Raw genomic sequence first — 24,068 nt, 5'->3', positions numbered from 1 at the left:
CTTATGCCGATGCTGCGGTTTTTATATCGTAAAATGTGGAACAACCGCTGGATGACGCTCAGCACGCTGCTCGGGCTTATCGTCGCGGTTGCGTTCACGACGAGCATCCCGATGTACGCGGACGGCTCGCTCAAGCGGGTCGTCGCCAACACGCTGCTCGACAACACGGACGGATTGCCTCCGGGGTCGACGCTGATCCGCTACCAGGCGGTCGGCTCCGACAAGGCCGATCTCGAATCGCTCCGTAACGTCGACGACTACATTCGCGACGAAATACCGCCGATGATCGGCTTTCCGCATACGACGTATGTGCGCACGTATTCGATCCGCGGCTCGCAGATTACGCCGGTCGATCCGTCCAAAACCGATCCAAGCAAACGTCGCCAAATGACGCTGACCTCCTGGAGCGGCCTCGCCGATCATGTCGAGATGACGAACGGCAACCCGGCCTCCGATCAGGTCAAGAACGGCGTCATCGAAGCGGTCGTCTTCGAGGAAGCGATGTACCGCAACGACTTCCGCGTCGGGGACGAATTCAACTACCCGATCGGCGGGGGACTCGGCATCGCCCCGCTCAAGGTGAAGGTCGTCGGTACGTTCAAGCCGAAGCAGGACGACGATCCTTATTGGTATCAAGGGTTCGAAGGACTGCTGAGCAGCCTGATCGTCCCGGACGACGTCTTCCAGAAGGAGCTGCTCGAGAAGAAAAAAATTCCGTTGAACCTGGCGAACTGGTATTACGCCTTCGATTTGCGGGAAATCAAAACGAGCCAGCTGTCCGATTTGTCGCGCAAGCTGAACCGGCTCGACATTACGCTCTACCAGACGCTGAAGGATACGAAAGTCGATTTCTCGTTCCAAGACATGCTGTCCGAATTCCGGAAGCAAAGCGTGCAGATGCAGATGATGCTGTTCACGTTGGCCGCGCCGATGATCGCCATGGTTTTCTATTATATCGTCATGAACGCGCGCCAATCGCTCGACCGACAGCGGAGCGACATCGCCGTGCTGCGAAGCCGGGGAGGCAGCACCTTCCAAATCATTTGGGTGTATTTGCTGGAAGGGCTTCTGCTGGGGGCCGTCGCCCTCGTCATCGGCCCGATGATCGGCTGGATGATGGCCAAAAGCATCGGCTCGTCGAACGGCTTCCTCGCCTTCGTCGAGCGCAAGTCGGTTCCGGTCGGCGTCACGACGGAAGCGCTCCTGTACGGCGTCGGAGCCGTCGCCATCGCCATCCTGGCCAGCATCATTCCGGCCGTGTCGTTTGCGCGCGCTTCGATCGTCAGCTACAAGCAGTCGCTCGCGAGGTCGGACCGGAAGCCGGTATGGCAGCGCTGGTTTCTCGATATCGCGCTTGTCGCGCTGGCAGGCTACGGGTACTATTCGTTCATGAATTACCAGGTGCTTTCGGCGAAAACCGGCCTGACGAACGACCAGCTGCAAGTGCATCCGCTTCTGTTCTTCGTGCCGGCGCTGTCCATTTTCGCGCTGGGGCTGTTTTTCCTGCGGCTGTTCCCTTGGCTGCTGCGGCTGTTCAACTGGCTCGGCAAAACGTTTTTGCCCGTGCCGATCTACTTGACGCTGACGCAGCTGTCGCGCTCGGCCAAGTCGTATTATCCGCTCATGCTGCTGCTCATTTTGACGCTCGGCCTGGGCGTCTATAACTCGTCGGCGGCGCGAACGATCGACTTGAATTCGACCGAACGGACGCTGTATCAGTTCGGCACCGACGTCGTACTGGAAACCGCATGGGAAGCTTACTCGGAGACGCCGCTTCCTTCCCAGGGGGGACAAGGACAGGGTCAAGGTCAAGGCCAGGGACAAGGCCAAGGTCAAGGCCAAGGCGGCGGCGGTTCCGGTTCGGGCGGCTCCGGAGGGGGCCAGGGCGGACCGGGAGGCGGAGGAGGCGAGCAGCAAAATTCGAAAATGCTGTACGTCGAGCCTCCGTTCGAGATGTACCGGACGCTCGAGGGCGTCGAGCATGCCGCGCGCGTGCTTCAGACGAAAGGCAACATCGTCGTTTCCGGCAAATCGCTCGGCCAAGGCACCGTCATGGGCATCGACAACGTCGATTTCGCCGAGGTGGCGTGGTTCCGCAACGACCTGTTCCCGGCTCATCCGCGGCAATATTTGAACTTGCTCGGCTCGTACGAGCAGGCCGTCATCATTCCGGAATCGTTCGCGCAGAAGCACCAGATCAAGCCGGGCGACCTGATCTCGCTTGCGATCCAGCAGCAGATGGTCGAATTCGTCGTCGTCGGCACGCTCCCGTACTGGCCTTCGCTGTATCCGGACCAGTCGCCGTTTTTCATCGCCAATCTGGACTACATTTTCGATCAGGCTCCGGTCGTCCCGTACAACGTCTGGCTCAAAATGAAGCCAGGGGCGCTGCTGGCACCGGTCATCGAGGAGCTCCAGGCGAAAAACATCCAGCTCGTCAGCTACAAGGACGTGCGGCGGGAGCTGATCACGCAAAGCAAGCATCCTTCGCGCGGCGGCGTCTTCGGCATCTTGAGCCTTGGCTTCCTCGTGTCGGTGCTGGTGTCGCTGATCGGGTACGTGCTGTACTGGTTTTTCAACTTGTCGAGCCGGGTCGTCCAATTCGGCGTCCTCCGGGCGATGGGCTTGTCGCGCCGCCAGCTGACCGGGATGCTGCTGCTCGAGCAGCTGTTCACCGCGGGGCTGTCCATCGTGCTCGGCTTTGTCATCGGCAAGCTGACGAGCATCTTGTTCCTGCCGTTTCTGCAAACGGCGGAAAGCGCGAAGACGCAAGTGCCTCCGTTCCGCGTCGTATTCGAGGCGAGGGACATGTACCAGCTGTATGCCGTCGTGGCGTTCATGATGGTGACCGGGGCGACGCTCTTGCTGCTGCACATCCGCCGACTGCGCGTGCATCAGGCGGTCAAGCTGGGGGAGGAGCGGTAACCGATGATCCATTGCGAAGGGCTAGTCAAAATTTACAAAACCGACGAGATCGAAGTCGTCGCGCTCCAAGGCTTGAACATTACCGTCGAGCCCGGTGAGATGATGGCGATTATCGGCAACAGCGGAAGCGGCAAGTCGACGCTGCTCAACATTTTGGGCGGCCTCGACCGGCCGTCCGCCGGACAGGTGAAGGTCGGAGAATGGGATTTGCTGAAAATTACCGACGATCAGCTGGTCGAGTACAAGCGCAAGACGGTCGGCTTCATCTGGCAAAACAACGCGCGCAACCTGCTCCCGTATTTGACGGCGCTGGAGAACGTGGAAATGCCGATGATGCTGAACGGCAAAGTCGACCGCGAGTACGCCAAGCAGCTGCTCGAATGGGTCGGCCTGAAGGAACGGCTGCACAACAAGCTGTACCAGCTGTCCGGGGGCGAGCAGCAGCGCGTCGCCATCGCCATCTCGCTGTCGAACCGGCCGTCGCTCCTGCTCGCCGACGAGCCGACCGGCTCGGTCGACACGCAGACGTCCGACATGATCATGGACATCTTCCGCAGGCTGAACAAAGAAATCGGCGTGACGATCGTCATCGTTACGCACGACTTGTCGCTCGCCAGCAAAGTCGACCGCGTCGTGGCGATCCGCGACGGCTTGACGAGCACCGAGTTTGTGAAACGCAACGAAAATCTTGACGGCACCGGGCGCAGCCGGTCGATCCAGGAAGGCCACGAGGAATACGTCGTGCTGGACCGGGCGGGCCGTCTGCAAATTCCGAAGCCGTTTTTGCAGGCGCTGAACATTACGAACAAGGCGTCGATGGAATTCGACGGGGAGACGATCGTCATCAGGGCGCCTAAACAATTGGGGGGAACGAACGATGAACAATAACAAACCGCGGTGGCTCAAAACGATTACCGGGCTGACGCTGGCGGTCACCTTGACCGTACCGGTCCTTGCGGCGTGCAACAAGAGCGACAGCGCCGACGACAAGACGGAGCGCGTCCTGCGCATCGCCACGCCTTATTACGGCGAGGAGGACGAATACTTCCGCCAGCAGTTCACCGAAATTTTCGAATACACGAACCCGAACATCAAAGTGGAAATCGTGTCCGCGATGAATCAGGACCGGTACCGGTACGGTCCGCCTCCGGAAGGGGAGAAGCCGGAAGATCCGAACGAGAAAATGAAGGAGCTGATGAACGGCGACAACCCGCCGGACGTCGTCATGCTCGACTACGGCCAGCTTCCGGACTTTATCGGAAGCAACCTGCTGCAGCAGCTCGATACGATGATCACGAAAGACAAGTTCGACATCAGCGACTTCGTCCCCGCCGTCATCGACGGAATCAAGTCGGCCGGCGACGGCAAGCTGTTCGCGCTCGCGCCTACGTTCTCGTCCCAAGTGCTGCTCTACAACAAGAAGCCGTTCGACGACGCCGGCGTCGAATACCCGAAGGACGGCATGACTTGGGACGAAATGTTCGATCTGGCGCGCCGCGTATCGAAGGGCGAAGGGGAGAACCGCGTATACGGCTTCTCGTTCAATCCTTACAACTACGGCTCGAAGGAAAACCTGTTCTGGGAAATGAACACGTACACGGCGCCGCTGCAGCTGCGCATGTTCAACGATACCGCGGATAAAATGACGGTCGATTCCGACCAGTGGGAAAAAGTATGGTCGACGATGATTTCGCTCAGCAAGGAGAAAATTTTCCCCGAGCCGATCGACTACAGCAAGATGGACGCGGCGAGACGGGCGGCCATGGACAAGGGCGAATACAATCCGTTCCAGGGCAATCCGTTCATGAGCGGCCAGGTCGCGATGACGCTCGGCCAAACGTATAACCTGAACGAGCTGATCAATGCGAACAAAAGCGCGCAAAACATTAAAGGCTATACGCCGATCGATTGGGACATCGTCTCGGTGCCGACGCATCCCGACGCGAAAGGAATCGGCGGCAACGTGTACATGAACGGGCTGATGGGCATTAACGCCAAAGCGCAAAACCCGAACGACGCCTGGAAATTCATCAAGTTCATCAACGGCGAAGAGTGGGCGAAGCTCAAGTCGAAGAGCGTTAATCAGCTCGTATCCCGCGCAAAATATATTCAGCCGCGCGACGGCATGCAGTACAACGTCAAGGCGTTCTATTCGAACAAGCCGATCCCGATCGAGAACGAAATGAGCAAGCTGTACCGCGAATACCCGAACATCGGTCAAGTGAGCCAAATGGGCATGGAGTATTTCAAGAAGGCGATGGAGGGAACGTCCACGGTACGCGACGCCTTGAAGGAATGGCAGACGGCCGGCGACGCCGCGCTGAAGCAGATGAAAGAAAATCCGAACGCACCGATCAACCCGATGCCGGGCAAGGCGATTGCCGTACCGGCCGGCTAATCGGCCGTAGCAGGCAGCCGGATCGCGATCAGCGATCCGGCTTTTCGCGTTCCTCGCGGATGTCGCAGACGTTCCGGGCGTAGTGGCTGCCGCCTACGACGACGTGCTTGTCGTCGAAAGTCTCGATAACGCCTCCCCGGGACGGCTCGTATGCGACGTTCCGAACGAATACCGTCACCGGGGTTTGGAACAGCATCGCCAAGTACAAGTCCGCATCCGTTGCAAGCTTTCTGCCGTTCATTCCCGATCCCTCCGGAAGCTGGGTTGGATATAGATTGGACGAAGAAAGGCCGAATTCCTGCATCCGCACGGACCGTAACGTGCTATAATGAGGGTATGTCTGACATCGAAGGGGAGATTCCTATGCCACAGCGGATACACAGTAAGGAAGTCAAGGAAGCCGCCCGGCGCAAGCTCGCGGAACGCGGCGTCCTGCTTGAGGACGTTGCCCATATCGTCTACGAAATGCAATCTCCCTACAACCCGGGGTTGACGATCGACACGTGTCTCGAAAGCGTCCATGCCGTGCTCGAGAAGCGGGAGCTGCAGCACGCCATTCTGGTCGGCATCGAGCTGGATCAGCTTGCCGAGAAGAAGCTGCTCTCCGAGCCGCTGCAGACGATCGTGGAGTCGGACGAAGGGTTGTTCGGCTGCGACGAAACGTTGGCGCTCGGATCGGTGTTCGGCTACGGGAGCATCGCGGTGACGACGTTCGGGCATTTGGATAAGCATAAGATCGGCATTATCAAGCGTCTGGATACGAAAAGCGGCAAAGGCATTCATACGTTTCTGGACGATCTCGTCGCGAGCATCGCGGCATCGGCCGCCAGCCGGATCGCGCACCGTCTTCGCGACGAAGAAGAGAGCCGGGACGAAGCGATGCGCTCCTCGCGTCTTCCCGAGGAAAACGCCGGCTGATCGGATTTGCGAAAACCTCTTTCCCGCCGGGAAAGAGGTTTTCCGCTTATTTCCGCCGTCGGACGGCGGCTGCGCGCGCGATTTTTCGGGGTCAAAACGACGCGTTTCTTCGTTTTTTTCGCACGACCCGTAAAAAAGAGAAGGAGATGGGATATGCTATAAAGGAACAATTCTCGCGAAAGGAACGTTGGGTCGTGATCAAATGGGTATATTGGGTGAAATTGTACGAAAGCAAATTCCAAGCCGGCTGCTTGGCCAAACGGATGGAGGAGGATTGGTGGATTTACGGCTACGAATGCCCCCAATCCGTCGAAGTGTTCCGTTCGAAAAAGGGACGGTTTGGCGTCCGGTACCAGCTGTAGCGGCCGCCGCTCGGCCTTTGCAAAATACGCTTGACATATGCTTCCGCTCTGGTGTATAGTTATTTTTGTCGCTGTTCGATATTGATCAGCATTTTCCAACGACGCGGGGTGGAGCAGCCCGGTAGCTCGTCGGGCTCATAACCCGAAGGCCGCAGGTTCAAATCCTGCCCCCGCAATTCCTCTTAACCCATAGGGGCCCTTAGCTCAGTTGGTTAGAGCGGTCGGCTCATAACCGATTGGTCGGGGGTTCGAGTCCCTCAGGGCCCATCCGCGATAAACCTTGATCTTGAGCAAGGTTTTTTTGTTTTATATCGACTCTTAATCGGACGCGGACCGATACGTTCATTCGCCAGCCTTTTCCGTTCGGGGACTGTATCGCGAGGCTGAACCCGGCCGAATCCCCCTGTCTTCACGCTTTCGCCGCCCTTTTCCAACGTAACCGGTAATTGACCCCATCGAGGGGTTATTTTTGCTGCGGGGACTCGCCGACGGCCTTCACATCGTTGTCATAATGGAGACCGAGATCGTATGCCCGGGCCAAAATTTGTTCGAAAACTTCCGGCTTTGTATCCAAGGTGTCGTATAAAATCTCGACCTGGCTGTTGGAAATGCCGCAGTATTCGGCTATTCCGACGTTCAGCAGGTGGGAGAGCGTCTTGCCGTATTGTCTTTTCTCGAAATGTTCCCTCGACGCGGCCGCCAAGCCGAGCCACAGCACTTTTTGATGGTGCAATCGGTTCGAGCCGTACGCAAAACCGTTATTCCACACCCGATCGATATATCCTTTCAGCATGGCGGGCAAGTAGTACCACCAGATCGGAAAAACGAAGGCGAGAGCATCGCATGCTTTCATCCGTTCGATTTCCGCTTCCACCTCGGGCGAATACGTTTTGCGGCTGGATGACCAATCCGGCTCGTCGGCTTCCCCCAGCACGGGATGAAATCCGATGCGATGCAAATCCAGCATCTCCGCTTCGTGCCCCGCAGCGGCGAGTCCCGAAATAAACCGGGATGCCACGGAAAACGTTAAAGAATTTTCCCGAGGGTGCGATACGACAACCAAAATTTTCATAGTTTTCCCCTTCCGTCCGATCCGTCTGTACTTCTTTATCTGGTACAATCAAATTATGTGTTGTACCGGGAAAGAAAGGAAGAACGCACTTTTCTGTGCTATAAGCACCAAAAGGTAATATAGGCACCGAAAAGTGCCGTGCGTGTTACCAAAGTCTTGCAATCGCTTGACTAACGGTTGCGAAGCGTGATATTATCAAATTCGTTGACTAGCGCGAACGTACCGGATTTTGTTGCAAATGAGCGCAGCTCTAGAGGCGGTTTGAAGGCAGCCTGCGGGACAAGCCTCACATCTGTTAACGAAATTGGCGAAGCGGTAGATGACGCAACAATCGAGCAGAAGCGCATACGATCATGCCGGGGTGGCGGAATGGCAGACGCACAGGACTTAAAATCCTGCGGGGGCAACCCCGTACGAGTTCGAGTCTCGTCCTCGGCATTTCTCTAGCAGGCTAGCAAGCGAAACGTTCGGACGCACGGGAAGGTGCTAGTCTTGCACCGCTCCTCCGAACGTTTTTTTTGCTTTTCCGCCCCGTTTCTCCCGCTCCGGCTCCATGGGCGGAGAAGGGGCTTTTTTCTTGCCAAACGGCGGCACTTGTAGGAAGATGGACGTGAACTGTTTCTACGTATGGTACGTATATTCCTATAGAGGTCGTGACTTCGACCGGGGAGCGCTGGATGCACAAAGCTACCGATGGAGAGTTGATGCGGCAAGTTCGCCAGAAGGACAGGGCCGCCTTTGAACAATTGTATGACCGGTACGTCAAGCTCGTCTATTCGTTCGCCTTGAAATCGACCCGGAACGAGCAGGCGGCGAAGGAAGTCGTGCAGCTCGTGTTCACGCGGCTGTGGACGACGGAGAGCGGCTACGATCCGGAGAAAGGCCAATTCGCCAATTGGATCATTACGATCACCCGCAATATCGCCATCGACCATTTGCGCAAGCAGCGCCGTCATGACTCGTCCGTCTCGATCGAACCGGACCAATGGGCGAACATTCCGGACGACAGCGGCCGAACGCCCGAGGAGGAGATCGGGCGGAGATGGGTACGGGAAGAAGTGCGGGGCGCTTATCATATGCTGTCGGAGCATCAGATCCGGCTGATCGAGCGGGTGTACTGGGAAGGCTACACGCTAAGCGAAGTCGCTCAAATGAACAACGAGCCGCTCGGGACGATCAAGAGCCGGCTTCACCAGTCGTTGAAGGTGCTGCGCAAACATTTGACACCGAAGAAGGAGGGGATCTGACGATGGAGACGACTAACGGAAATCCTTGCGACCATTTGCTCGACTGCTTGCTCGGGGAAGCGCCAGACGAGGCGCGCAAGGCGTTTGAGCGCCATTTGCCAGGATGTCCTTCCTGCCTGCAGCAATGGAACGAAATGACGGAAGTATGGAACGCGATGCCGTTCGTCGCGGAGGAAGCGGAACCGCCGGCCGGTTTGAAGGACGACGTCATGAACGCCATTTTCGGTACGGAGCGTCCCTCTGGCGCCGAGATGGCGGATGCGCCCCGCGCCGTCGCGGATGTAAGAACCGCCCCGGACGCCGCCGCGAAAACGGCGGCCATCGCGCGTCCGCGTCGAATCCGCACATACGGGATCGCCCTTGCGGCCGCCGTGCTGCTCATCGCCGCCTCGATCTGGACGGTTTCGTCCCGCTTCGACGAGGCGAACGTCGTAAACGCCGTCGATCAGCCGCTATACGTGGAGCAGACGTACGTGCTGAACGCCTCCGACAAGTCGATGGCCGACGCGCGCGGAACCGGATGGATCGTCTGCCAAGGGAACAAAAAGAAGCTCGTCTTGAACGTAAACGGTCTAGTCAAAACGAACGACGACGAAGCGTATCAAGTGTGGCTCATTCACGAGGGCAAACGCAGAAACGCCGGCACGTTCTGGGTCGACCCCCAGGGCAGCGGCGTGCTCGTCTACGAGCTGCCGCAGACGGGCGGGGAATTCGAAGCGATCGGCATTACGCTCGAGCCCGATTCGCGGGGCAGCGCGCCGCGCGGCAAAAAGGTGCTGGGCACCTGATCTTCCGCGACTGTCGGTGGATCGGCTAGAACGAAAAGGACTCCCGGAATCGGATATCCGGGAGTCCTTTTTTTGCCGCATACCGGCCGTCAGTCGGCGGCTCTTTTCAATACGGGCTTGTAGGAGGCGGCGACGAACGTGTCGACCTTTGCTTCGGTGACGACCTGCGGGTACATTTTGCCCGGCTCCGGCTCGTGCAGCACGTACGAGATGACCGCCTCTCCGCCGTTCGTGAACTCGATGTTCGATACGGTGATGCGGTAGCCCGGATTCGGCATCTCGCCCCAAGTCAGCGTCACTTTGTTTACCTCGTCGTTGACCTTCGCGACCGACAGGGCGATGTTCGGCTCTTCGACCGGCGGCTTCGGAAGCGGCTCCGTTTTTTTGACGAATTGGACCGCCTTGTGGACGAGTCGAGCCGCTTCGCTTCGCGTAATTTCGCTCTTCGGATGGAAGCGGCCCTCGTCGAGCTCGGCGATTTTGGCGACCAGCAATTTTTGGATGCTGCCCATATAATCGGGATTCACGTCTTTCTCGTCCTTCAGCATGACCCACATTTCGATGAAGGCGTAGTCGCCTTTGGCCGTAATCGCGTGGAACAGCAGATCGGCGAATTGCTCCTTCGTCAGCCGCTGCGCCGGATCGACGTCTTTCGCGAGCGGCAGACCGTTCAGCTGGGCGTACAGAAACGCTTGCGCGTACCAGGCGTCGTCCGGAATCGTCGTGAAATAGTCGCTCGCCTTCGGCTCCTTGATAAACGTCATATGAGCGATGTTCAAATCGAACGCCTTCACGAGCATGGCGACGCCCTGCGCCATCGTCACTTTTCCTTTCGGCGCGAACAGCTCCGCCGTTACGCCGTTGACGACGCCGGACTGCCGAAGCGCGTTAATGTCCGCCGCGTTCGGATCGTCCTGAATGTCCGTAAAAGCAAATACCGAGCCTCCCAGCATCATCGTCAACACCAATGCCGCAACGAGTGCGAACGTCCAACGTTTTTTCATGCGCATCACCTATGTTTTCGAATAGTTTGATCGATCGATCACTATTCCTAACGGACGTCATCAGGAAAATGTTGCACGACCCGACTCCTTTTTTTGGAAAGGCGTCCGACTCGGCCTCGGCCGGTCAACGTTCAGTCGTTCAGCCCGGCCCTGCACGATTCCTCTCCTTCGGCATCGGTACGGGCATAGGCGATCAGCGTAACGGAACGGCCGGTTTGCTTGTGCAGGCGGCGCTCCAGCTCGACGATTTCGTCGACCAGTTCGGGTTTGTCGTTCAAATCGGCGTATTCGTATTCGTTTCGGGTGGACATGGGAAACGCTCCTTCTCTTCTCGGATGATTCGCGCTTCGGGCGGACGCACGGACGGCGACCGCCGCGCTGACGGGAATAGGGTCGCCGGAAACACGCGCCGTTATTCCTTTTTTTCCAAACGCGAAGGAATCGGAGCCTTGTCGTAGAATGGGTAAATGGTGTTGAATATGTCGGACAATGACGAGGAGAGACGCGATGAAAGCATTGCTGCTGGCCGCCGGGTACGCGACCCGGTTGTATCCGCTGACGCTCGACAAGCCGAAAGCGCTGCTCCCCGTCGGATCGAAGACGATCATCGACCGGATCGTCGATCAGCTGGAGCGGATTCGTCCGATTACCGCAATCGTTGTCGTTACGAATAACAAGTTCGCGGATCGGTTCCGGCAGTGGCGTGACGGGCGGGGCGCCTCCGTACCGATCTCGATCGTCGACGACGGTACGGCCTCGGACGCGGATAAGCTGGGAGCGATCGGCGACATCCGGTTGGCCGTGGAGCGCGCGGGGATCGACGACGATCTGCTCGTCATAGCCGGCGACAACGTGTTTACGTTCGATTTGGGCCGGTATGTCGATTATTTTTACCGGGTGGAGCGCGATTGCATCGTTGTGCGGACGGTCGACCGTCTCGAGGAACTGAAGCGGGTCGGCGTCGTGGAGCTGAACGGCGACGGGAGGGTGGTCTCGTTCGAGGAGAAGCCGGCCAACCCGAGGTCGAATGTCGGCGCATTCGCCCTATACGCTTATCGTCGCGATACGATTCCGCTGTTCGCGGATTATTTGAGCGAGGGCAACGATCCGGACGCCCCGGGACACTTTCCGGCGTGGCTGTGCAGGCGGAAGGACGTCAGGGCGTATTTCGCGGACGGAGCCGTGTACGATGTAGGGACGCCCGAAGCCTACGAGGAAGCGCGGCGCGCGTTCGGGCCAGGCGATGAACAATTAGATAGAAGAAGCGAGGATTAGCGACTATGAGTATAGCGGACGACATTTATAAAGAGCTGGTGACCGATATTTTGGAGAACGGCGAATGGGACCGCGACCAGCGGGTGCGGACCGTGTGGGCGGACGGGACGCCCGCCTATACGAAAAGCGTCATTTGCAAGCAAATCCGGTTCGACAATACCGAAGTGCCGATTTTGACGACGAAGCGGGTGCCCTGGAAGTCGGCCATCCACGAGCTGCTCTGGTTTTACGTAAAGCGGACGAGCGACTGCTCGTATTTGGACGAGCATGACGTCAAGCTGTGGCGGGAATGGACGAACGCGCACAACAACATCGGCAAGGCGTACGGCTATCAGCTGGGCAAGCCGATTTACATCAAAGGGAAAATCACGAACCAGGTCGATCATCTGATCGACGAGCTGATCCATAATCCCGCGTCGAGAAGACACGTCATTTCGTTATGGAACATCGACGACCTGGACCAGATGGAGCTGTATCCGTGCGTCTGGAACAACCAGTGGCTCGTCAAGACGGGCAAGCTGCATCTCGTCGTCAACGCGCGGTCCAACGATATCGGTCTCGGCAACCCGTTGAACGTGTTCCAATATTACGTACTGCAGCGGATGATCGCTCAAGTGACGGGCTACGAGCTCGGCACGCTGACGTTTAACGCGAACGACGCGCACATCTACGAGCGCCACGAGCAGCCGCTTCGGGAGCAGCTGAAGCGGGAGCCTTATCCGGCCCCAAGGCTTTGGATCAATCCGGAGATTAAACGATTCGACGATTTTACGATCGACGACTTCAAACTGATCGATTACCGGTACCACCCGTCGATCAAGATGGAAATCGCCATTTAAAGGCGACAATCCGTCTAGGTTGACTTCGATCGGAGCTTGCCGGTATAATATAGGAACAAATGTTCCTGTGTGGGAGGTCGTTACGATGATCAAACAAACGGCCGAAGCCGGCTCGCCGGTCTCGTTCCCGATCGATTCCGGTTCCGCGCGAAGAGCTCCGGCAATCGACGATTTGCAATACGAGGAGAATATACGTTCGTTGGCCGTCGCTCTGTTCACGGAGAGAGAAACGATCGTAACCGTCTGGGGAGACGGGGAAGACCAATCGATTCAAGGGCGGATTACGAAGCTGGACAAAGAACGGAGAAGGATTAAGATCGAGAACGCGGCCGAATACAGCTGGATCGACTTCGCGGACGTCATCGGCATCGAGCTGCTCGTCGACCGGGCGTAATTGGAGATCGTTCGGACCGAATGATAAGCTGGTGTCGGACTTAGTACATCGTTATTTTATTACTGGAGCTGGGAAGATGGTCAACACGATCGACATGCGCCTTGTGAGGGACAAGCTGAACGTCATCTCCGAGCAATTCGCGGAGACGCTCTTCTTGCTGAAGGCGAAACAAAACGCCGACGGCGTAAGCCTCGTGACCCGCAAAGAAATGGCGGCCGCCATGCGGATTACGCCGAAGTCGGCCGTCGAGCGGATCGACGGGCTTATCCGGTTCGGCTTGGTCGAGAAGCTGGACGACAAATCGTACAAAATCGTACATACGGAAGTGGAGCGAACCGCTCTCGGCATGGTGACCGGGCTGATTCGCGTCGTATCGGAGCAGCCGGACGCGAGCTATAAGCGGCAGGCCGAGGCGCTCGGCATTACGGTGAAGGAGCTCGAATACGTGTACGAGACGCTCGTCGATTTGATCCGATGATAGAACAAGCGCGATTATCGCTATAAGCAGCGCGAAAAGGGACGGTGCCCGAAAACCGTCCTTTTTCGCGTATATGGAGCCAACCGGTTCAAGCTCAACAAAAGCGATTTCCTCGTTCCGAGTGCGATTCCGCCATGCGCGTTCATGACGGCGCGTCCGTATTCATATACTGATGTCACCCGGTATGGAAGAGGTGAACCGCATGGAACGCAACGGCTCGGCCGTTAGAGGTCTCTTGTTCGCGACGCTGATCGTCGCGCCGGTCTGGATATTCGTCATTTGGCTCTTGTTTTGCCACTAAGCGGAAAAAGAATGGGGCGGCTCCCACGCTTTGACAAATCTCGTAATCCGGACATGGTATGCTGGAAGACGACTATGACGGAGCGGAGGGATCGCGATGTATACGATTCATATCGAGCTGCACAAGGACAAGCATTTGTACGTCTTGACGGACAACGCCAAGCTGAACGGACTCATTCGGCGACAATCGTTCATGCTCGGTCCCCGCGACGAGGACGGCTTCTACGCGGTCGTAATCGATACGGACCGCGACGGGTACCGCAAGGCGGTGCACGTGGACGTCTGGCTGCAGCAAATCGCGCGAGCCGGAGCCGTCGGCGATTTTATCGCAGTCAAGCAGTACGTGGACGAAAACGGGCCGGCGGGCGGGGATTTGTTTTGCAGCGGCCGCTACCGAAAGACGGTCGTGCGGGAGGCGGTGCGCTTGCTCCGGGCGATAGCGGTCCGACCGGCCGTGTACGGCGGATACGGGCGGGAGAAAGTGACGGCACGCATCGGCACGCTCCAAGCGTCTTACGTCGAACCGCAACCGGCGGACGACATCGGTATCGGTGCAGAAGGCAAGTAAAAAAAGCGAGGATCGCATAGCGCGGGTGAATCCTAATTCGCATCGTCGGCAGAAGCGAATAGCAATGCGGCTTCTTCCGGTCGAGCGAACATGATACAATGGAGGGGCCATCATCCTATGTTCTTCGCTAAGAGGTGTATGTCATGATCGAATGGACCGTTATTTGGCCGTTTTTGGGCGTATCGATGCTGCTGACGATTGCGCCTGGACCGGATAATTTGTTCGTTGCCGCCCAAAGCATCGCGAACGGCCGCAAGGCGGGGATTGCGACGGCGCTCGGCTTGTGCACGGGACTGATCGCCCATACGTCGGCGGCCGCCTTGGGCGTTTCCGCCGTTCTGTACGGCTCCTCGTTGGCGTTCCAAGCGGTCAAATATGCCGGTGCCGCCTATTTGCTTTACATGGCTTGGCAGGCGTTCCGGGAAGGGCGCGAGCCGACAGGGGCGCTCGCGGTACCGCGGCAAAAGCTGTCGTCCTTATACGTCAAAGGAATCGTCATGAACGTTCTCAACCCGAAAGTATCTTTGTTTTTCATCGCGTTTCTTCCGCAATTCGCCAATCCCGAGGCCGGGAGCATGATCGCTCAGATGATCGGGCTCGGCTTGCTGTTCATGGCTCAGGCGCTCGTCCTGTTCGGCTTGATCGCGCTATTCGCCGGAACGGTCGGCCACCGGTTATGGTCGAGGCCGTCGTTCGCCCGCGTCGTCGGGTACGCGAAATCGGTTCTATTCGCCGCAATCGGCGTCCGGCTCGTGTTTGCGGAGCGGTAAGCGTAAGCGTCCCGATTACGGGGCGCTTTTTCGGTTAAGCAGCCGGACAACCTTTAAATTCGATATGAGTAGCAGGAAGGCGATCGGGTACAAACAGGCGGAATACCACCATTTCCAGCCGTTGTAATAAAACATCTCGGTATGCGTCGCCAGCGCCTCGTAAGCCGTCGCGAAAATCGACCATCCCAATATGTACGACGCTTTGGTGCCCAGCCCTTTCCCGAACGGAAAAAAGTTCAAGAACAGCATATTAACCTGAGGGTATATGCCATAGATGACCAGGTACCCTTTCCAGTCGACGCCTTCCTCGAAATAGCCGTACAAATGAAACTGCAAATTGAAAATAAAGTCGCAAAGATTGTTCAAGCCGAGGGCGAACAAGGCGGTTGCATACGTTTCAATCGCGTTGATCCGTTTCGGCATGAATGTGACGGCAAGGTTGAAGACGATTACGGATACGATTGTCAGAGCCATGGAGTCACACTTCCCCGTATGCGTATATGGAAACCAGTATCTCCCGTTAGCCGTCGCTTTACTCCGCGATACCATTTCGAATCCGGCCTGCCCCAAAGGAGGGAACCTAGTTTGACGCAACCGATCCGAGTCGTAATAGGAGCCGGGACGACGAATAACAACCCGGGATGGATTCATACGCAGGAGGACGAGTTGAATTTGCTGCATCCCGACGATTGGGATCGCGCGTTCGAGCCGGACTCCGTAACGGCCGTTTTGGCCGAGCATGTCTGGGAGCATTTGACTTACGAGGAAGGGGTTCGGGCGGCGAAGGTGTGCTACCGGTATTTGAAGCCGGGCGGCTACATCCGCTGCGCCGTTCCCGATGCGTACTTTCCGGACGAGGATTACCAACGGCTCGTGCAAGTCGGCGGTCCCGGCCCTATCGACCATCCCGCAGCCTCGCACAAAATCGTCCATTCCTACAAAACGTTGACCTCGATGTTCGAGCAGGCCGGCTATCGGGTGCAGCTGCTTGAATATTGCGACGAGTCGGGCCAATTCCATGCCGTCCCTTGGGACGAATCGCAAGGGTTCATTTACCGGTCCAAACGGTTCGACCATCGCAACCGGGACGGGAGGCTGGGGTTCGTTTCGTTGATTGCGGACGCATATAAGCCCGTTATTCCTTCATAAACCAGCGTACGACGAAAGCGATCAGCGAGAGCGCCGCGCTCACGATCACGCATGTCGCGACCGGGAAATAAAACTTGAAGCTGCCTTTCTCGATGGCGATGTCGCCCGGCAGCTTGCCCAAAGGGACGAAACGGCCGACGAGCATCCAGACGAGGCCGATGGCCACGAGCGCGATGCCGGAAACGATCATGATTTTCGGTATATGCATAGACGTTCACCCCCCTTATCCAGTATGCCCGACGGATGGATGCGCAGTCGCGGGCAAGCCGGACGAGCGACAAAACAAGAAAAGAGCCCTTGCCGTCCGTCAAGGGCTCTTGGTTATGGTCCGTTCGAAGAAGGCGATCTTACTTTTTGTTTTTGCCGCCGCGCCAGCCGTGGTCGTGCCCCCAATCGTGCCCGCCGCCGTAACCGTGATATTGCCCGTACGGATGATAGCCGTAATGATGGTGGTGATGATGCGGATAGTGCGGGTGCCAATAAGGGGCATGATGATAGTAATGACCATGATACGGAACCATGTGGTGCGGCTGATGATAGGAGGGGTACGAATACGTTTGGTAAGGGTTGTAAGCCATACTTTCACTCCTTCGGGATTATTCACGATCAGCATATGGCCCATTCCATAAAACGAAACTTGGCAAAGTCGAAATGGGCGAAAGCCGTGGAGGGAGCAGAGTTTCGAAGCGAAGGAGAGGGAAGGGCGCTGCGAAACGTAAAAAAGACGAATGCTCGGAAGCGTCCGTCTTCATAATCGGAAAATCGTTCGTATAAAAGGCGAAAACCTCTTGGAATCAAGAGGTTTTGAGATGACCTGTAGTGGGCTCGAACCACTGACCCCTACCCTGTCAAGAAGAACTTACGTTGCTGCTGATTTTTGTTGAATGTTGCTAAACCTTGATCTTATGCTGATTTTTAATTTTGTGTGTTTGTTGCATTTAGTTCTCGGTTGGTGGGGATTTTTAACTTTCGGCACCATTTTCGGCACCAAAATAAGAGAGGGATTACCGCCCTTCCAGCCAATTAAAAAACGAGTCTCTTGACACCTTGATCAAACGCCTTTTCCCGATTCGGACAACATGGAAAGGCGGATTTTTTAACAGCTCGTATGTTTGTCTCCGCCCGATGCAAAGAATTTCTTGAATTTCTTCTGGTCCAAGGACTAATGGATAACATTCCCTCGTTAACATGTACTGGATCACCTCCCGGTGACCATGGTACATGCTTGAAGGGGTCTAAGTCACCGCCCCCCGCAGCCGCAGCGTGCCCCCCATGCGTTCGAATGTCTTCTGTGCAATCACACGGCCATCCATCTCCAAAATAAGCGTTGTAGGGACTGCGGACGGTCCCGACATGCTGACGTTCGGCGTGCTAGCCACCGCATCGGTCACACCGGAAAGCGGAACGGCTGCCATGTTTTGAGCGGCAGCGCCGACCATGCTGGAGCTGTCATCCAAACCGATTGCGAAGCCCTCGCCAGTCCATGCGCCGATTTGCATGAACAGTTTGGACGGCGAGTTTATCCCGAGGAAGTTTTTCGCAGCATTGACGGCAGACTCTACAACCTGTTTGGCTTTTTGTGCGAGAGCGTTCGCCATGCTCGCGATACCGTCCATCATGCCTTGCATCATGTTTTTGCCGATCTCAAACGCTTGGTCAGGAACGCCGAGGAAAAACTTTTTGATCGCATCCCATGCACCAGTAAACAGCCCCTTTATATGGTCCCATCCTGCCTGTGCCGCGTTCCCGATCGTTTCGAATGCGCTCGACCATATCCCCTTGATTTTGTCCCAAGCGTCACCCAAAATCGATTTGAGTTTTTCGCCGGCAGCAGCGAACACCTTGCCGATCTCGTCCCATCGGCCCGTAACAAGATTGTAAACAACAAGGAAAGCGGTCGCGAATATAGTCTTGATGGTTTCCCATAGAGTCGATACGATCGTTTTCAACGTCTCGTACGCGGCCTTGAAGTATGCCTTTATCGCGTCCCATCCCGCTGTCACGATCGGGCCAACAATTGCCCAATAGCGCTTAAACAGGCCGACGATCCAATCCCAAGCGGCTTGTAATGCGGATTTAACGGCCTCCCAAACTTTGACCGTGTAGGCTTCGATCGTATCCCAATTGTCGTATATGACGTAGGCCAACGCAGCAATGATCGCTATGACCGCGACGACGGCCGCTATTATCCCGGCGATCGGGAGTATGACGGCCCACTCTGCCGCGGCGAGGAATCCAAGGGCTACGGCGAGGAATCCAACGACGCCAGTCAAAACGAGCAGTCCGGCAGCAAGGGATGCGCCGATTGCAATTAATTGTTTAGTTTCCGGTGAAAGCTTACTGAACCAATTTATCGTGTCTCTCAATGCGTCAGTTATGGCAATTAAAGCAGGCTTTAAGGAATCTGTGAACAGAATTTGAGCGGTTTCAATAGCACCAAATAATTCTTCGAATGACCCTTTTAAATTTTTTCTCATCAACTCTGCCACTAATTGAGCAACGCCCTCGGAGTTTTGCATTTCGGTCGTGAGCGACCGAAATTTTTCAGGGCCGGCTTCGATAAGCGACAACATCCCGGTCATGGCCTCGGTTCCGAAAATAGTAGACAACGCCTGCGCCTTTTGCGCGTTATTCAAGTTGGCAGTAGATGCCGAGAGTTGGGCGACGATCTGGTCGAACGGCAGGAAGTTTCCGGCCGCGTCCGTAACCGACACCCCGAGCGCCTTCAATTGGTTTGCCGCTTCCTTCGGTGGATCGGTCAGACGGAGGAGTGCAGCCCGCAGAGTCGTGCCGGCCTGTTCGCCTTTCATGCCGCTGTCGGCCATGATCCCCGTCGCGGCGGCGAGCTGTTCCATCGATATGCCGAGAGCATTCGCAACCGGGGCCGCGTACTTGAACGAATATTGGAGGTCTTGAATCCCGGCAGCGGACGTATTGGCGGACATTGCGAGGATGTCGGCTACACGGGAAGCGTCTGCGGCCTTCATCTGGAACGCATTAAGCGCGCTGGCGACCGTGTCAGCGACAAGCGCCATATCCTCCCCGGATGCTTCCGCAGCCGCGATGACGCCGGGCATGGCGGCCATTACCTCGGACGCTTCGTACCCCTTGGTCGCCATCAGCTCCATGCCCACGGCAACTTCTGACGCGCTCTTAGACGTGCTCGCTCCAAGTTCGAGGGCGGTCTGCCTCATGGCTTCCAATTCCGCCGCCGTGCCTCCTGCAATTGCTCCAACGCGGGACATCTGCGCGTCGAAGTCCATCGCTGTCGAAACTGCCGTCCCCAGTCCGGCCGCAACCGCTACACCCGCCGCCGTGAATCCAGCCCCGATTTGTGTCCCGACTTGTTGGAGCTGCCGGCCGAGTTTACCAAATGTTTTCTGAAATTCGGCCATGTCCTTCGTGAAATCGGAGAGGTCAACCCCTATCCGCACCGCCATACTAGCGATCGTTTCACTTGGCATTCTGTTCACCTCTGCTTTCGAACACTGGTTCTATCAAGGCATATTTCCGGTAACGCTTTGGAACGCTCCAAATCATCGCGTTTTCCCGAACGACTTCCCAACACTTCCCGGCGCATATCGGCCTAGGCGAGCCCTTATAACGCATGGGAATATCGGTTTTCCGATTGTCCCGTTTGTCCGTGATACGTACCGCCTTCAATATGCCGGCGCTCTGCTTGCCGCAATTCGCGCAAATCATCGTTCTCACCGTCCCCTTATGGAAAAAGGGGGCACTTTGGCCCCCCTTAAATTAGGCTTGCTTCAAACCAGTGATTTTACAGATTCGCTCCGGGCGAAGAACCGCGATGTCGAGCATGGCGTAAACCCGCAAATACACAATTCCCTTTTGCCATGCGTCGCCTGCTTCTCTCGAAATCTCCACCATGAGCGGCGATTGGAGTCCAATCAGCAGAGCGCTAGGGTCATAAATCAAAGAGGTGCTTTCGTTCGTGCCCGTTCCGCCATCGCTCGGCAATTGATTTGAGATTAGCCTTTGAAGATTGGATACCACCGGCGGAATTGTCATCGGGTCGCCTTGCGTGTTAAGGAGTAGGTTCAACATTTCGTCCGTTGTCGCATTAAGCGCCCACGCTGTCGGTTCTCCGTTGGCCTTGCGTACTTTACCAATAGCTTTAACGAACGGGCTATAGTTCGCCAAGGCCGCCGTTTCAGCTTGTTCGCCGATTTCGGAGTATGTCAAAATTCCCTTCGGCTCGTTGTTGGCCGTTTGACCGTACAAGCATTTGAGATCAATCGTCCGAGCCATACTTTCGGCGATTGCATTTGTTACAACAGATTCGAGGTTCCCGCTACTCTTAAGAGCTTCCAGCGTAACGGAAATCAAGCCGTATGCGGTTTTCGATTTCAGTGTTACACCTTCGAATTCCATAACACTTTCAGTAGTTGCAGCACCTTCGGCCTTAAAGCCGAACGTCGGATCGGTCTTCACCTTTGAAATAGTCAGGTTGTTAGAGGTCATTTCGACCATTGGCACATTGGATTGAAACAAGATGCTCTTATTCCTCGCCAAATCGATCACCTGCGCGGAAAGGACTTCCGGTATCATGACGCTAGACGTGGCCGTGGACAAAGCACGGAATTCCATCTGTTCCTTATCGGCGTTCTTCCAATCCCCGGTAATGGCCCCGCGGAGATAGCGGCCGAGGCTCAATTCCTCTTTGTTCGGATGGAAGTCGGACAAACGGTGATTTCTCCGGTAGATTCTCACTTCGTCACCGGTGCTAGTTATTGCCGTTTCAAAGCTAGACGTTCCGGGGTGGATAGCCCTAGTTTCGACGTTCCCGTTGTTGATTCCGTCCACGATCTCTTTGCGCTTTTCGATTTGTTCCTTTTCAGCGCCCAAATCGCGCACCTCTTTCTCTAATGCATCCAAATCGATGGGCTCGCTGCCTTCCAGCAGGGCGCGAATTTCCTTCATACGTGCTTCGATTTCTTTCAGTCTGTTCATATGGTTTAATTGCCTCCTTCGTTTTCGTCTTCACCCAATTGGTATTTGTTGGCCTTGTCAGCCTGCACGAAATTCAGCGATACGATATACTTATCGCCGCCCGGAATCGGGCCAAGGTTGAAGATTTCGCGTCCTTCGTTTTTGTTAAGCAATCCGCGGTCGACCAATGTTTCGATAAGCTTGATCTTGGTTCCGTTCGACGCATATTGCAGGCGGTTGGCCTCGAAAATGATCTCGTTACCGTTACTCCGCTCGCGGTTCGTGAAAATCTTTGCCGTAAATTCAAGGCTCATTTGAATTGCCAGCGGTTCGAGAACGGACTCATAGAATGCGTTCCATTCGTCTTCGGAATAGTTCGAGGCAATGATCTTCTCGTTGACGCTGAAATACTTGTACACCTTGTCCTTGATCGCGGCCATTTGCTTGTCGTCGATCATCTTCGGATCATTTTTCAATTCCTGATATTCGGTTTTGGAATCCGTCGCCGCTACGCCGCCGTTGTTGCTTACGTCGAGGTAGTCCTTAACAAAATCATCCCTCTGCTTTTTCAAATCCTCCGGCTTAAGCATGGTCGTGAATTTGAGCAACCCCCGGAGGAAAGCGGAAGATTTGACCGCGTTCGCTATGCCTTGGTCGGTCGTGTTGATAAGCTCCAGCGTAGGCGTAAGGGCTTTTTCGGATGTTTCCCCGAACATATCGTCCTTGTAGAAAAAACGCCGCAAATGAATCAAGTCCTCGTATGGCAACGTCACCGCTTGACCGCCCCGGAATCGGAATCTGGCGTACACTTCCCCCGGCTGGTTTCGAGCCTCCAAGAAGTCGACCGTTGAAAAATCAATTGGGTACAGGCCGCGGACGTCCCCTGTTTCGTCATCCCAATCGATGTACACGAACGCATTGTTCGTCATCATGAGCAGCGTGACAACCTTGTACAGAAAGGCGAATGAATTCATGAACGGGTTAGGACGGACTTGGAGAAGCTTTTCCAAATTTGACTCCGTCTTTACGATCTCGCCGTTCACTCGCCGGACGTGCTTCGGCTTGAATTTCGCGGCGTTCCGTGCGATTGCGTCAACAGTTGAGCGGACGACATCGCTATCGTAGGCATTCCCTGAAAAGGGCGTGAATGTCGGTACGAAGCCATTGAGAACGCGGAAATAATTTTTGTCGGTGTCGTTCACTTTCGGGCGATTGCCAAACATAATTTGATACAAAGATCGTTTTTGCACCTTTTCACCTCCCCTTCAAGTCGAATTTTTACCCCCCCGGTCTATACGCGAGGCCCGTGTGTTCTCTGAAAGTCCCCTCACCGGTCCTCGGCCGGGGCACCCTGTTCCGGGATAGGGGGGGCCTCGCGCATGTTTCCCTTTGCGATACGCTGCTGCTTGTGCTATAATGTGAATGTTTCGAGTCATTTCAAACGTTTGCCGTTCTCGCTACTGCCAATAGTGGGAACGGTTTTTTCTTTGATCCGCCGCACTTCTTCAAACAGACCGCACGCACGCGCTCGTGCGATTACTTCGTTTCTGCTCCGGGTGACTTCAACCAGATCGGCTTCGAGCGCCTCCAGTTCTGCGCGTGCCTCGATTATTCGCATCTGGAGGAGTCGGCATTCCTCATTCCATTCGTGGATTTCAATGCACATACGTTCCATATCGACAGTGTTTAACGCCATCGTCATTCCTCCCCAGTTGGCTTATACCTCCCGCAGTTCTCTACTTCCTTGTTGACGAGAAAGATTTGTTGGCGTGCATCATAATGCTTCGTTATGAGTTCGTACCCCGACATGCCCCGGAGTTTCCTTACGATCTTCTCCAGCGCCGAAACCGTGCGACCGCCCTTGGCTATTGTGATATAAGCGTAGTCGTAAGCGGCCCTGTATTCGTCCGGGCCGACGCGCTCTACCTCGACCAAATCGACCCAAAATCGATCGGATACGACGACATGGGTTTCATCCACGAGGAGGGCGTTTTGGACCCGTCCGTATTGATTGCGGGGCAAAAGTTTTACCGGTTGCACCGTGTTCACCTCCCTTCAAATTGTGCAATGATCTCGTCCCGCTCGCGGCGCAGCTCGTCGATACGGTCATAGAGAGCGGATGCCGCTCGGAGTCCCATTTTCCGAATTTCGCTGATCCTGCGGGCAAGGCGCGTATGTTCTAGGGCGATCTGTAAGAGGCGATCGCCCTTATCGCTGCTAGCGGCAAGCCAAACGGCCCGCTTACTCTGCGACATCTTCCATTTCCCTCCTCGTAATCCCCAATGCTTCCGCCAGCTTTTCAAATGCTCGGGCACGGATTTTCCGATATGGCACGTGGCTGATCTGCATCGCATTATAAACATGGTGGTCGTTCAAATAATCCGAATCGACCTGTAAATAGCGGCGTTCGATCAACTCTTTTTCGATAGACGCTAGTTTCGACACGGCCCTTTCGATGCGAAGAATAAACTGTCTGCGCTGCTCGGTTGTTTCGGCGTATCGCTTGCCCTGCTCCGGGTCTGTGTATCCCATGACGACTTCGGGTTCATCTTCAACTAACGATTTGTAGAAGCGGGATCGGATAAGCATTTCTTCGATCATGCGGCGAGTAGGTTTGTCCATGGGTTTTCC

General features: G+C 55.9%; 28 protein-coding genes and 3 tRNA genes. 17 read left to right on the top strand and 14 right to left on the bottom strand.

Annotated elements, in window-relative coordinates:
* Window positions 1-3 precede the first annotated feature (3 nt).
* The 3 genes from DLM86_RS13755 to DLM86_RS13745 are packed head-to-tail and all read left to right on the top strand — an operon-like array spanning window position 4 to window position 5,323.
* Window positions 4-2,925, top strand: coding sequence for an ABC transporter permease (locus DLM86_RS13755; protein ID WP_110840580.1), 2,922 nt, complete (start codon window positions 4-6; stop codon window positions 2,923-2,925).
* Window positions 2,926-2,928: 3 nt separating this feature from the next.
* Window positions 2,929-3,813, top strand: a complete 885-nt coding sequence (locus DLM86_RS13750; RefSeq protein ID WP_110840579.1) for an ABC transporter ATP-binding protein — start codon at window positions 2,929-2,931, stop codon at window positions 3,811-3,813.
* On the top strand, window positions 3,803-5,323 hold the full coding sequence (locus tag DLM86_RS13745) for an ABC transporter substrate-binding protein (RefSeq protein WP_110840578.1): 1,521 nt from the start codon (window positions 3,803-3,805) through the stop codon (window positions 5,321-5,323). The genes DLM86_RS13750 and DLM86_RS13745 overlap by 11 nt, the downstream gene beginning before the upstream one ends.
* Before the next feature lie 28 nt (window positions 5,324-5,351).
* Here DLM86_RS13745 and DLM86_RS13740 read toward each other — a convergent pair whose 3' ends face one another.
* The gene (locus tag DLM86_RS13740; protein ID WP_110840577.1) at window positions 5,352-5,564 is read right to left on the bottom strand and encodes a hypothetical protein; all 213 of its coding nucleotides are present in this window, start codon (window positions 5,562-5,564) and stop codon (window positions 5,352-5,354) included.
* A 122-nt stretch (window positions 5,565-5,686) separates the two neighbouring features.
* Here DLM86_RS13740 and DLM86_RS13735 point away from each other — a divergent pair, with 122 nt between their 5' ends.
* The 4 genes from DLM86_RS13735 to DLM86_RS13725 all read left to right on the top strand — a co-directional run bounded on the left by DLM86_RS13735 (window position 5,687) and on the right by DLM86_RS13725 (window position 6,870).
* Window positions 5,687-6,241: a phosphatidylglycerophosphatase A family protein gene (locus DLM86_RS13735; RefSeq protein ID WP_110840576.1), complete on the top strand. Its 555-nt coding sequence runs from the start codon at window positions 5,687-5,689 to the stop codon at window positions 6,239-6,241.
* Between the two features lie 194 nt (window positions 6,242-6,435).
* Window positions 6,436-6,603, top strand: a complete 168-nt coding sequence (locus DLM86_RS32075) for a hypothetical protein (RefSeq protein WP_158289467.1) — start codon at window positions 6,436-6,438, stop codon at window positions 6,601-6,603.
* 102 nt (window positions 6,604-6,705) lie between these two features.
* A tRNA-Met gene (locus DLM86_RS13730) sits at window positions 6,706-6,779 on the top strand.
* Between the two features lie 17 nt (window positions 6,780-6,796).
* A tRNA-Ile gene (locus DLM86_RS13725) sits at window positions 6,797-6,870 on the top strand.
* Between the two features lie 196 nt (window positions 6,871-7,066).
* On the opposite strand, the gene DLM86_RS13720 is transcribed toward DLM86_RS13725, so the two are convergent.
* Window positions 7,067-7,675, bottom strand: a complete 609-nt coding sequence (locus tag DLM86_RS13720) for an NAD(P)H oxidoreductase (RefSeq protein ID WP_110840575.1) — start codon at window positions 7,673-7,675, stop codon at window positions 7,067-7,069.
* 355 nt (window positions 7,676-8,030) lie between these two features.
* On the opposite strand from DLM86_RS13720, the gene DLM86_RS13715 reads away from it, so the two are divergent.
* The 3 genes from DLM86_RS13715 to DLM86_RS13705 all read left to right on the top strand — a co-directional run bounded on the left by DLM86_RS13715 (window position 8,031) and on the right by DLM86_RS13705 (window position 9,710).
* A tRNA-Leu gene (locus tag DLM86_RS13715) sits at window positions 8,031-8,113 on the top strand.
* A gap of 239 nt (window positions 8,114-8,352) precedes the next feature.
* Window positions 8,353-8,922: an RNA polymerase sigma factor gene (locus DLM86_RS13710; protein WP_110840574.1), complete on the top strand. Its 570-nt coding sequence runs from the start codon at window positions 8,353-8,355 to the stop codon at window positions 8,920-8,922.
* 2 nt (window positions 8,923-8,924) lie between these two features.
* The gene (locus tag DLM86_RS13705) at window positions 8,925-9,710 is read left to right on the top strand and encodes an anti-sigma factor (protein ID WP_110840573.1); all 786 of its coding nucleotides are present in this window, start codon (window positions 8,925-8,927) and stop codon (window positions 9,708-9,710) included.
* A gap of 89 nt (window positions 9,711-9,799) precedes the next feature.
* On the opposite strand, the gene DLM86_RS13700 is transcribed toward DLM86_RS13705, so the two are convergent.
* Both DLM86_RS13700 and DLM86_RS13695 read right to left on the bottom strand, forming a co-directional pair.
* Complete coding sequence (locus DLM86_RS13700) at window positions 9,800-10,714, bottom strand: S-layer homology domain-containing protein (RefSeq protein WP_158289466.1); 915 nt, start codon at window positions 10,712-10,714, stop codon at window positions 9,800-9,802.
* A gap of 131 nt (window positions 10,715-10,845) precedes the next feature.
* Window positions 10,846-11,025 (bottom strand): hypothetical protein, encoded by a 180-nt coding sequence (locus DLM86_RS13695; RefSeq protein ID WP_110840571.1) that lies wholly within the window; start codon window positions 11,023-11,025, stop codon window positions 10,846-10,848.
* A 196-nt stretch (window positions 11,026-11,221) separates the two neighbouring features.
* On the opposite strand from DLM86_RS13695, the gene DLM86_RS13690 reads away from it, so the two are divergent.
* From DLM86_RS13690 to DLM86_RS13665, 6 genes are all read left to right on the top strand, one after another.
* Complete coding sequence (locus tag DLM86_RS13690; RefSeq protein WP_158289465.1) at window positions 11,222-11,989, top strand: nucleotidyltransferase family protein; 768 nt, start codon at window positions 11,222-11,224, stop codon at window positions 11,987-11,989.
* Between the two features lie 5 nt (window positions 11,990-11,994).
* Window positions 11,995-12,828 (top strand): thymidylate synthase, encoded by an 834-nt coding sequence (thyA, locus tag DLM86_RS13685; RefSeq protein ID WP_110840569.1) that lies wholly within the window; start codon window positions 11,995-11,997, stop codon window positions 12,826-12,828.
* Window positions 12,829-12,913: 85 nt separating this feature from the next.
* Window positions 12,914-13,222, top strand: a complete 309-nt coding sequence (locus DLM86_RS13680) for a YolD-like family protein (RefSeq protein ID WP_146250209.1) — start codon at window positions 12,914-12,916, stop codon at window positions 13,220-13,222.
* A 76-nt stretch (window positions 13,223-13,298) separates the two neighbouring features.
* Window positions 13,299-13,700 carry a hypothetical protein gene (locus tag DLM86_RS13675; RefSeq protein ID WP_110840567.1) on the top strand — a complete coding sequence of 134 codons (402 nt, stop codon included), beginning with the start codon at window positions 13,299-13,301 and terminating at the stop codon, window positions 13,698-13,700.
* A 397-nt stretch (window positions 13,701-14,097) separates the two neighbouring features.
* Window positions 14,098-14,568, top strand: a complete 471-nt coding sequence (locus DLM86_RS13670; protein ID WP_110840566.1) for a hypothetical protein — start codon at window positions 14,098-14,100, stop codon at window positions 14,566-14,568.
* A gap of 143 nt (window positions 14,569-14,711) precedes the next feature.
* The gene (locus DLM86_RS13665; protein ID WP_110840565.1) at window positions 14,712-15,338 is read left to right on the top strand and encodes a LysE family translocator; all 627 of its coding nucleotides are present in this window, start codon (window positions 14,712-14,714) and stop codon (window positions 15,336-15,338) included.
* A gap of 15 nt (window positions 15,339-15,353) precedes the next feature.
* Here the strand turns inward: DLM86_RS13665 and DLM86_RS13660 are convergent, their stop codons facing one another.
* On the bottom strand, window positions 15,354-15,812 hold the full coding sequence (locus DLM86_RS13660; protein ID WP_110840564.1) for a CBO0543 family protein: 459 nt from the start codon (window positions 15,810-15,812) through the stop codon (window positions 15,354-15,356).
* Window positions 15,813-15,923: 111 nt separating this feature from the next.
* Between DLM86_RS13660 and DLM86_RS13655 the strand changes: the two genes are divergently transcribed.
* Complete coding sequence (locus DLM86_RS13655; protein WP_110840563.1) at window positions 15,924-16,487, top strand: class I SAM-dependent methyltransferase; 564 nt, start codon at window positions 15,924-15,926, stop codon at window positions 16,485-16,487.
* Here the strand turns inward: DLM86_RS13655 and DLM86_RS13650 are convergent.
* From DLM86_RS13650 to DLM86_RS13600, 9 genes are all read right to left on the bottom strand, one after another.
* Window positions 16,474-16,695: a DUF2905 domain-containing protein gene (locus DLM86_RS13650; protein ID WP_110840562.1), complete on the bottom strand. Its 222-nt coding sequence runs from the start codon at window positions 16,693-16,695 to the stop codon at window positions 16,474-16,476. The genes DLM86_RS13655 and DLM86_RS13650 overlap by 14 nt on opposite strands.
* A gap of 99 nt (window positions 16,696-16,794) precedes the next feature.
* Window positions 16,795-17,100, bottom strand: a complete 306-nt coding sequence (locus tag DLM86_RS13645) for a hypothetical protein (RefSeq protein ID WP_158289464.1) — start codon at window positions 17,098-17,100, stop codon at window positions 16,795-16,797.
* A 622-nt stretch (window positions 17,101-17,722) separates the two neighbouring features.
* Window positions 17,723-19,951, bottom strand: coding sequence for a phage tail tape measure protein (locus DLM86_RS13635; RefSeq protein WP_110840559.1), 2,229 nt, complete (start codon window positions 19,949-19,951; stop codon window positions 17,723-17,725).
* Window positions 19,952-20,240: 289 nt separating this feature from the next.
* Window positions 20,241-21,458, bottom strand: coding sequence for a phage major capsid protein (locus tag DLM86_RS13625; RefSeq protein WP_110840557.1), 1,218 nt, complete (start codon window positions 21,456-21,458; stop codon window positions 20,241-20,243).
* Window positions 21,459-21,463: 5 nt separating this feature from the next.
* Window positions 21,464-22,687 carry a phage portal protein gene (locus DLM86_RS13620; protein WP_146250208.1) on the bottom strand — a complete coding sequence of 408 codons (1,224 nt, stop codon included), beginning with the start codon at window positions 22,685-22,687 and terminating at the stop codon, window positions 21,464-21,466.
* A 182-nt stretch (window positions 22,688-22,869) separates the two neighbouring features.
* A complete protein-coding gene (locus DLM86_RS13615; protein WP_110840555.1) occupies window positions 22,870-23,133 on the bottom strand; it encodes a hypothetical protein in 264 nt (87 codons plus the stop codon).
* A gap of 2 nt (window positions 23,134-23,135) precedes the next feature.
* On the bottom strand, window positions 23,136-23,477 hold the full coding sequence (locus tag DLM86_RS13610) for a hypothetical protein (protein WP_110840554.1): 342 nt from the start codon (window positions 23,475-23,477) through the stop codon (window positions 23,136-23,138).
* A 5-nt stretch (window positions 23,478-23,482) separates the two neighbouring features.
* Window positions 23,483-23,692, bottom strand: a complete 210-nt coding sequence (locus tag DLM86_RS13605) for a hypothetical protein (RefSeq protein WP_110840553.1) — start codon at window positions 23,690-23,692, stop codon at window positions 23,483-23,485.
* Window positions 23,679-24,059 carry an ArpU family phage packaging/lysis transcriptional regulator gene (locus DLM86_RS13600; protein WP_110840552.1) on the bottom strand — a complete coding sequence of 127 codons (381 nt, stop codon included), beginning with the start codon at window positions 24,057-24,059 and terminating at the stop codon, window positions 23,679-23,681. The genes DLM86_RS13605 and DLM86_RS13600 overlap by 14 nt, the downstream gene beginning before the upstream one ends.
* Window positions 24,060-24,068: the final 9 nt, after the last annotated feature.

The organism is Paenibacillus flagellatus (assembly GCF_003217775.1).
In the GTDB taxonomy this organism is placed as follows: domain Bacteria; phylum Bacillota; class Bacilli; order Paenibacillales; family NBRC-103111; genus Paenibacillus_AB; species Paenibacillus_AB flagellatus.
This window is presented reverse-complemented; position numbering and strand designations above follow the sequence as displayed.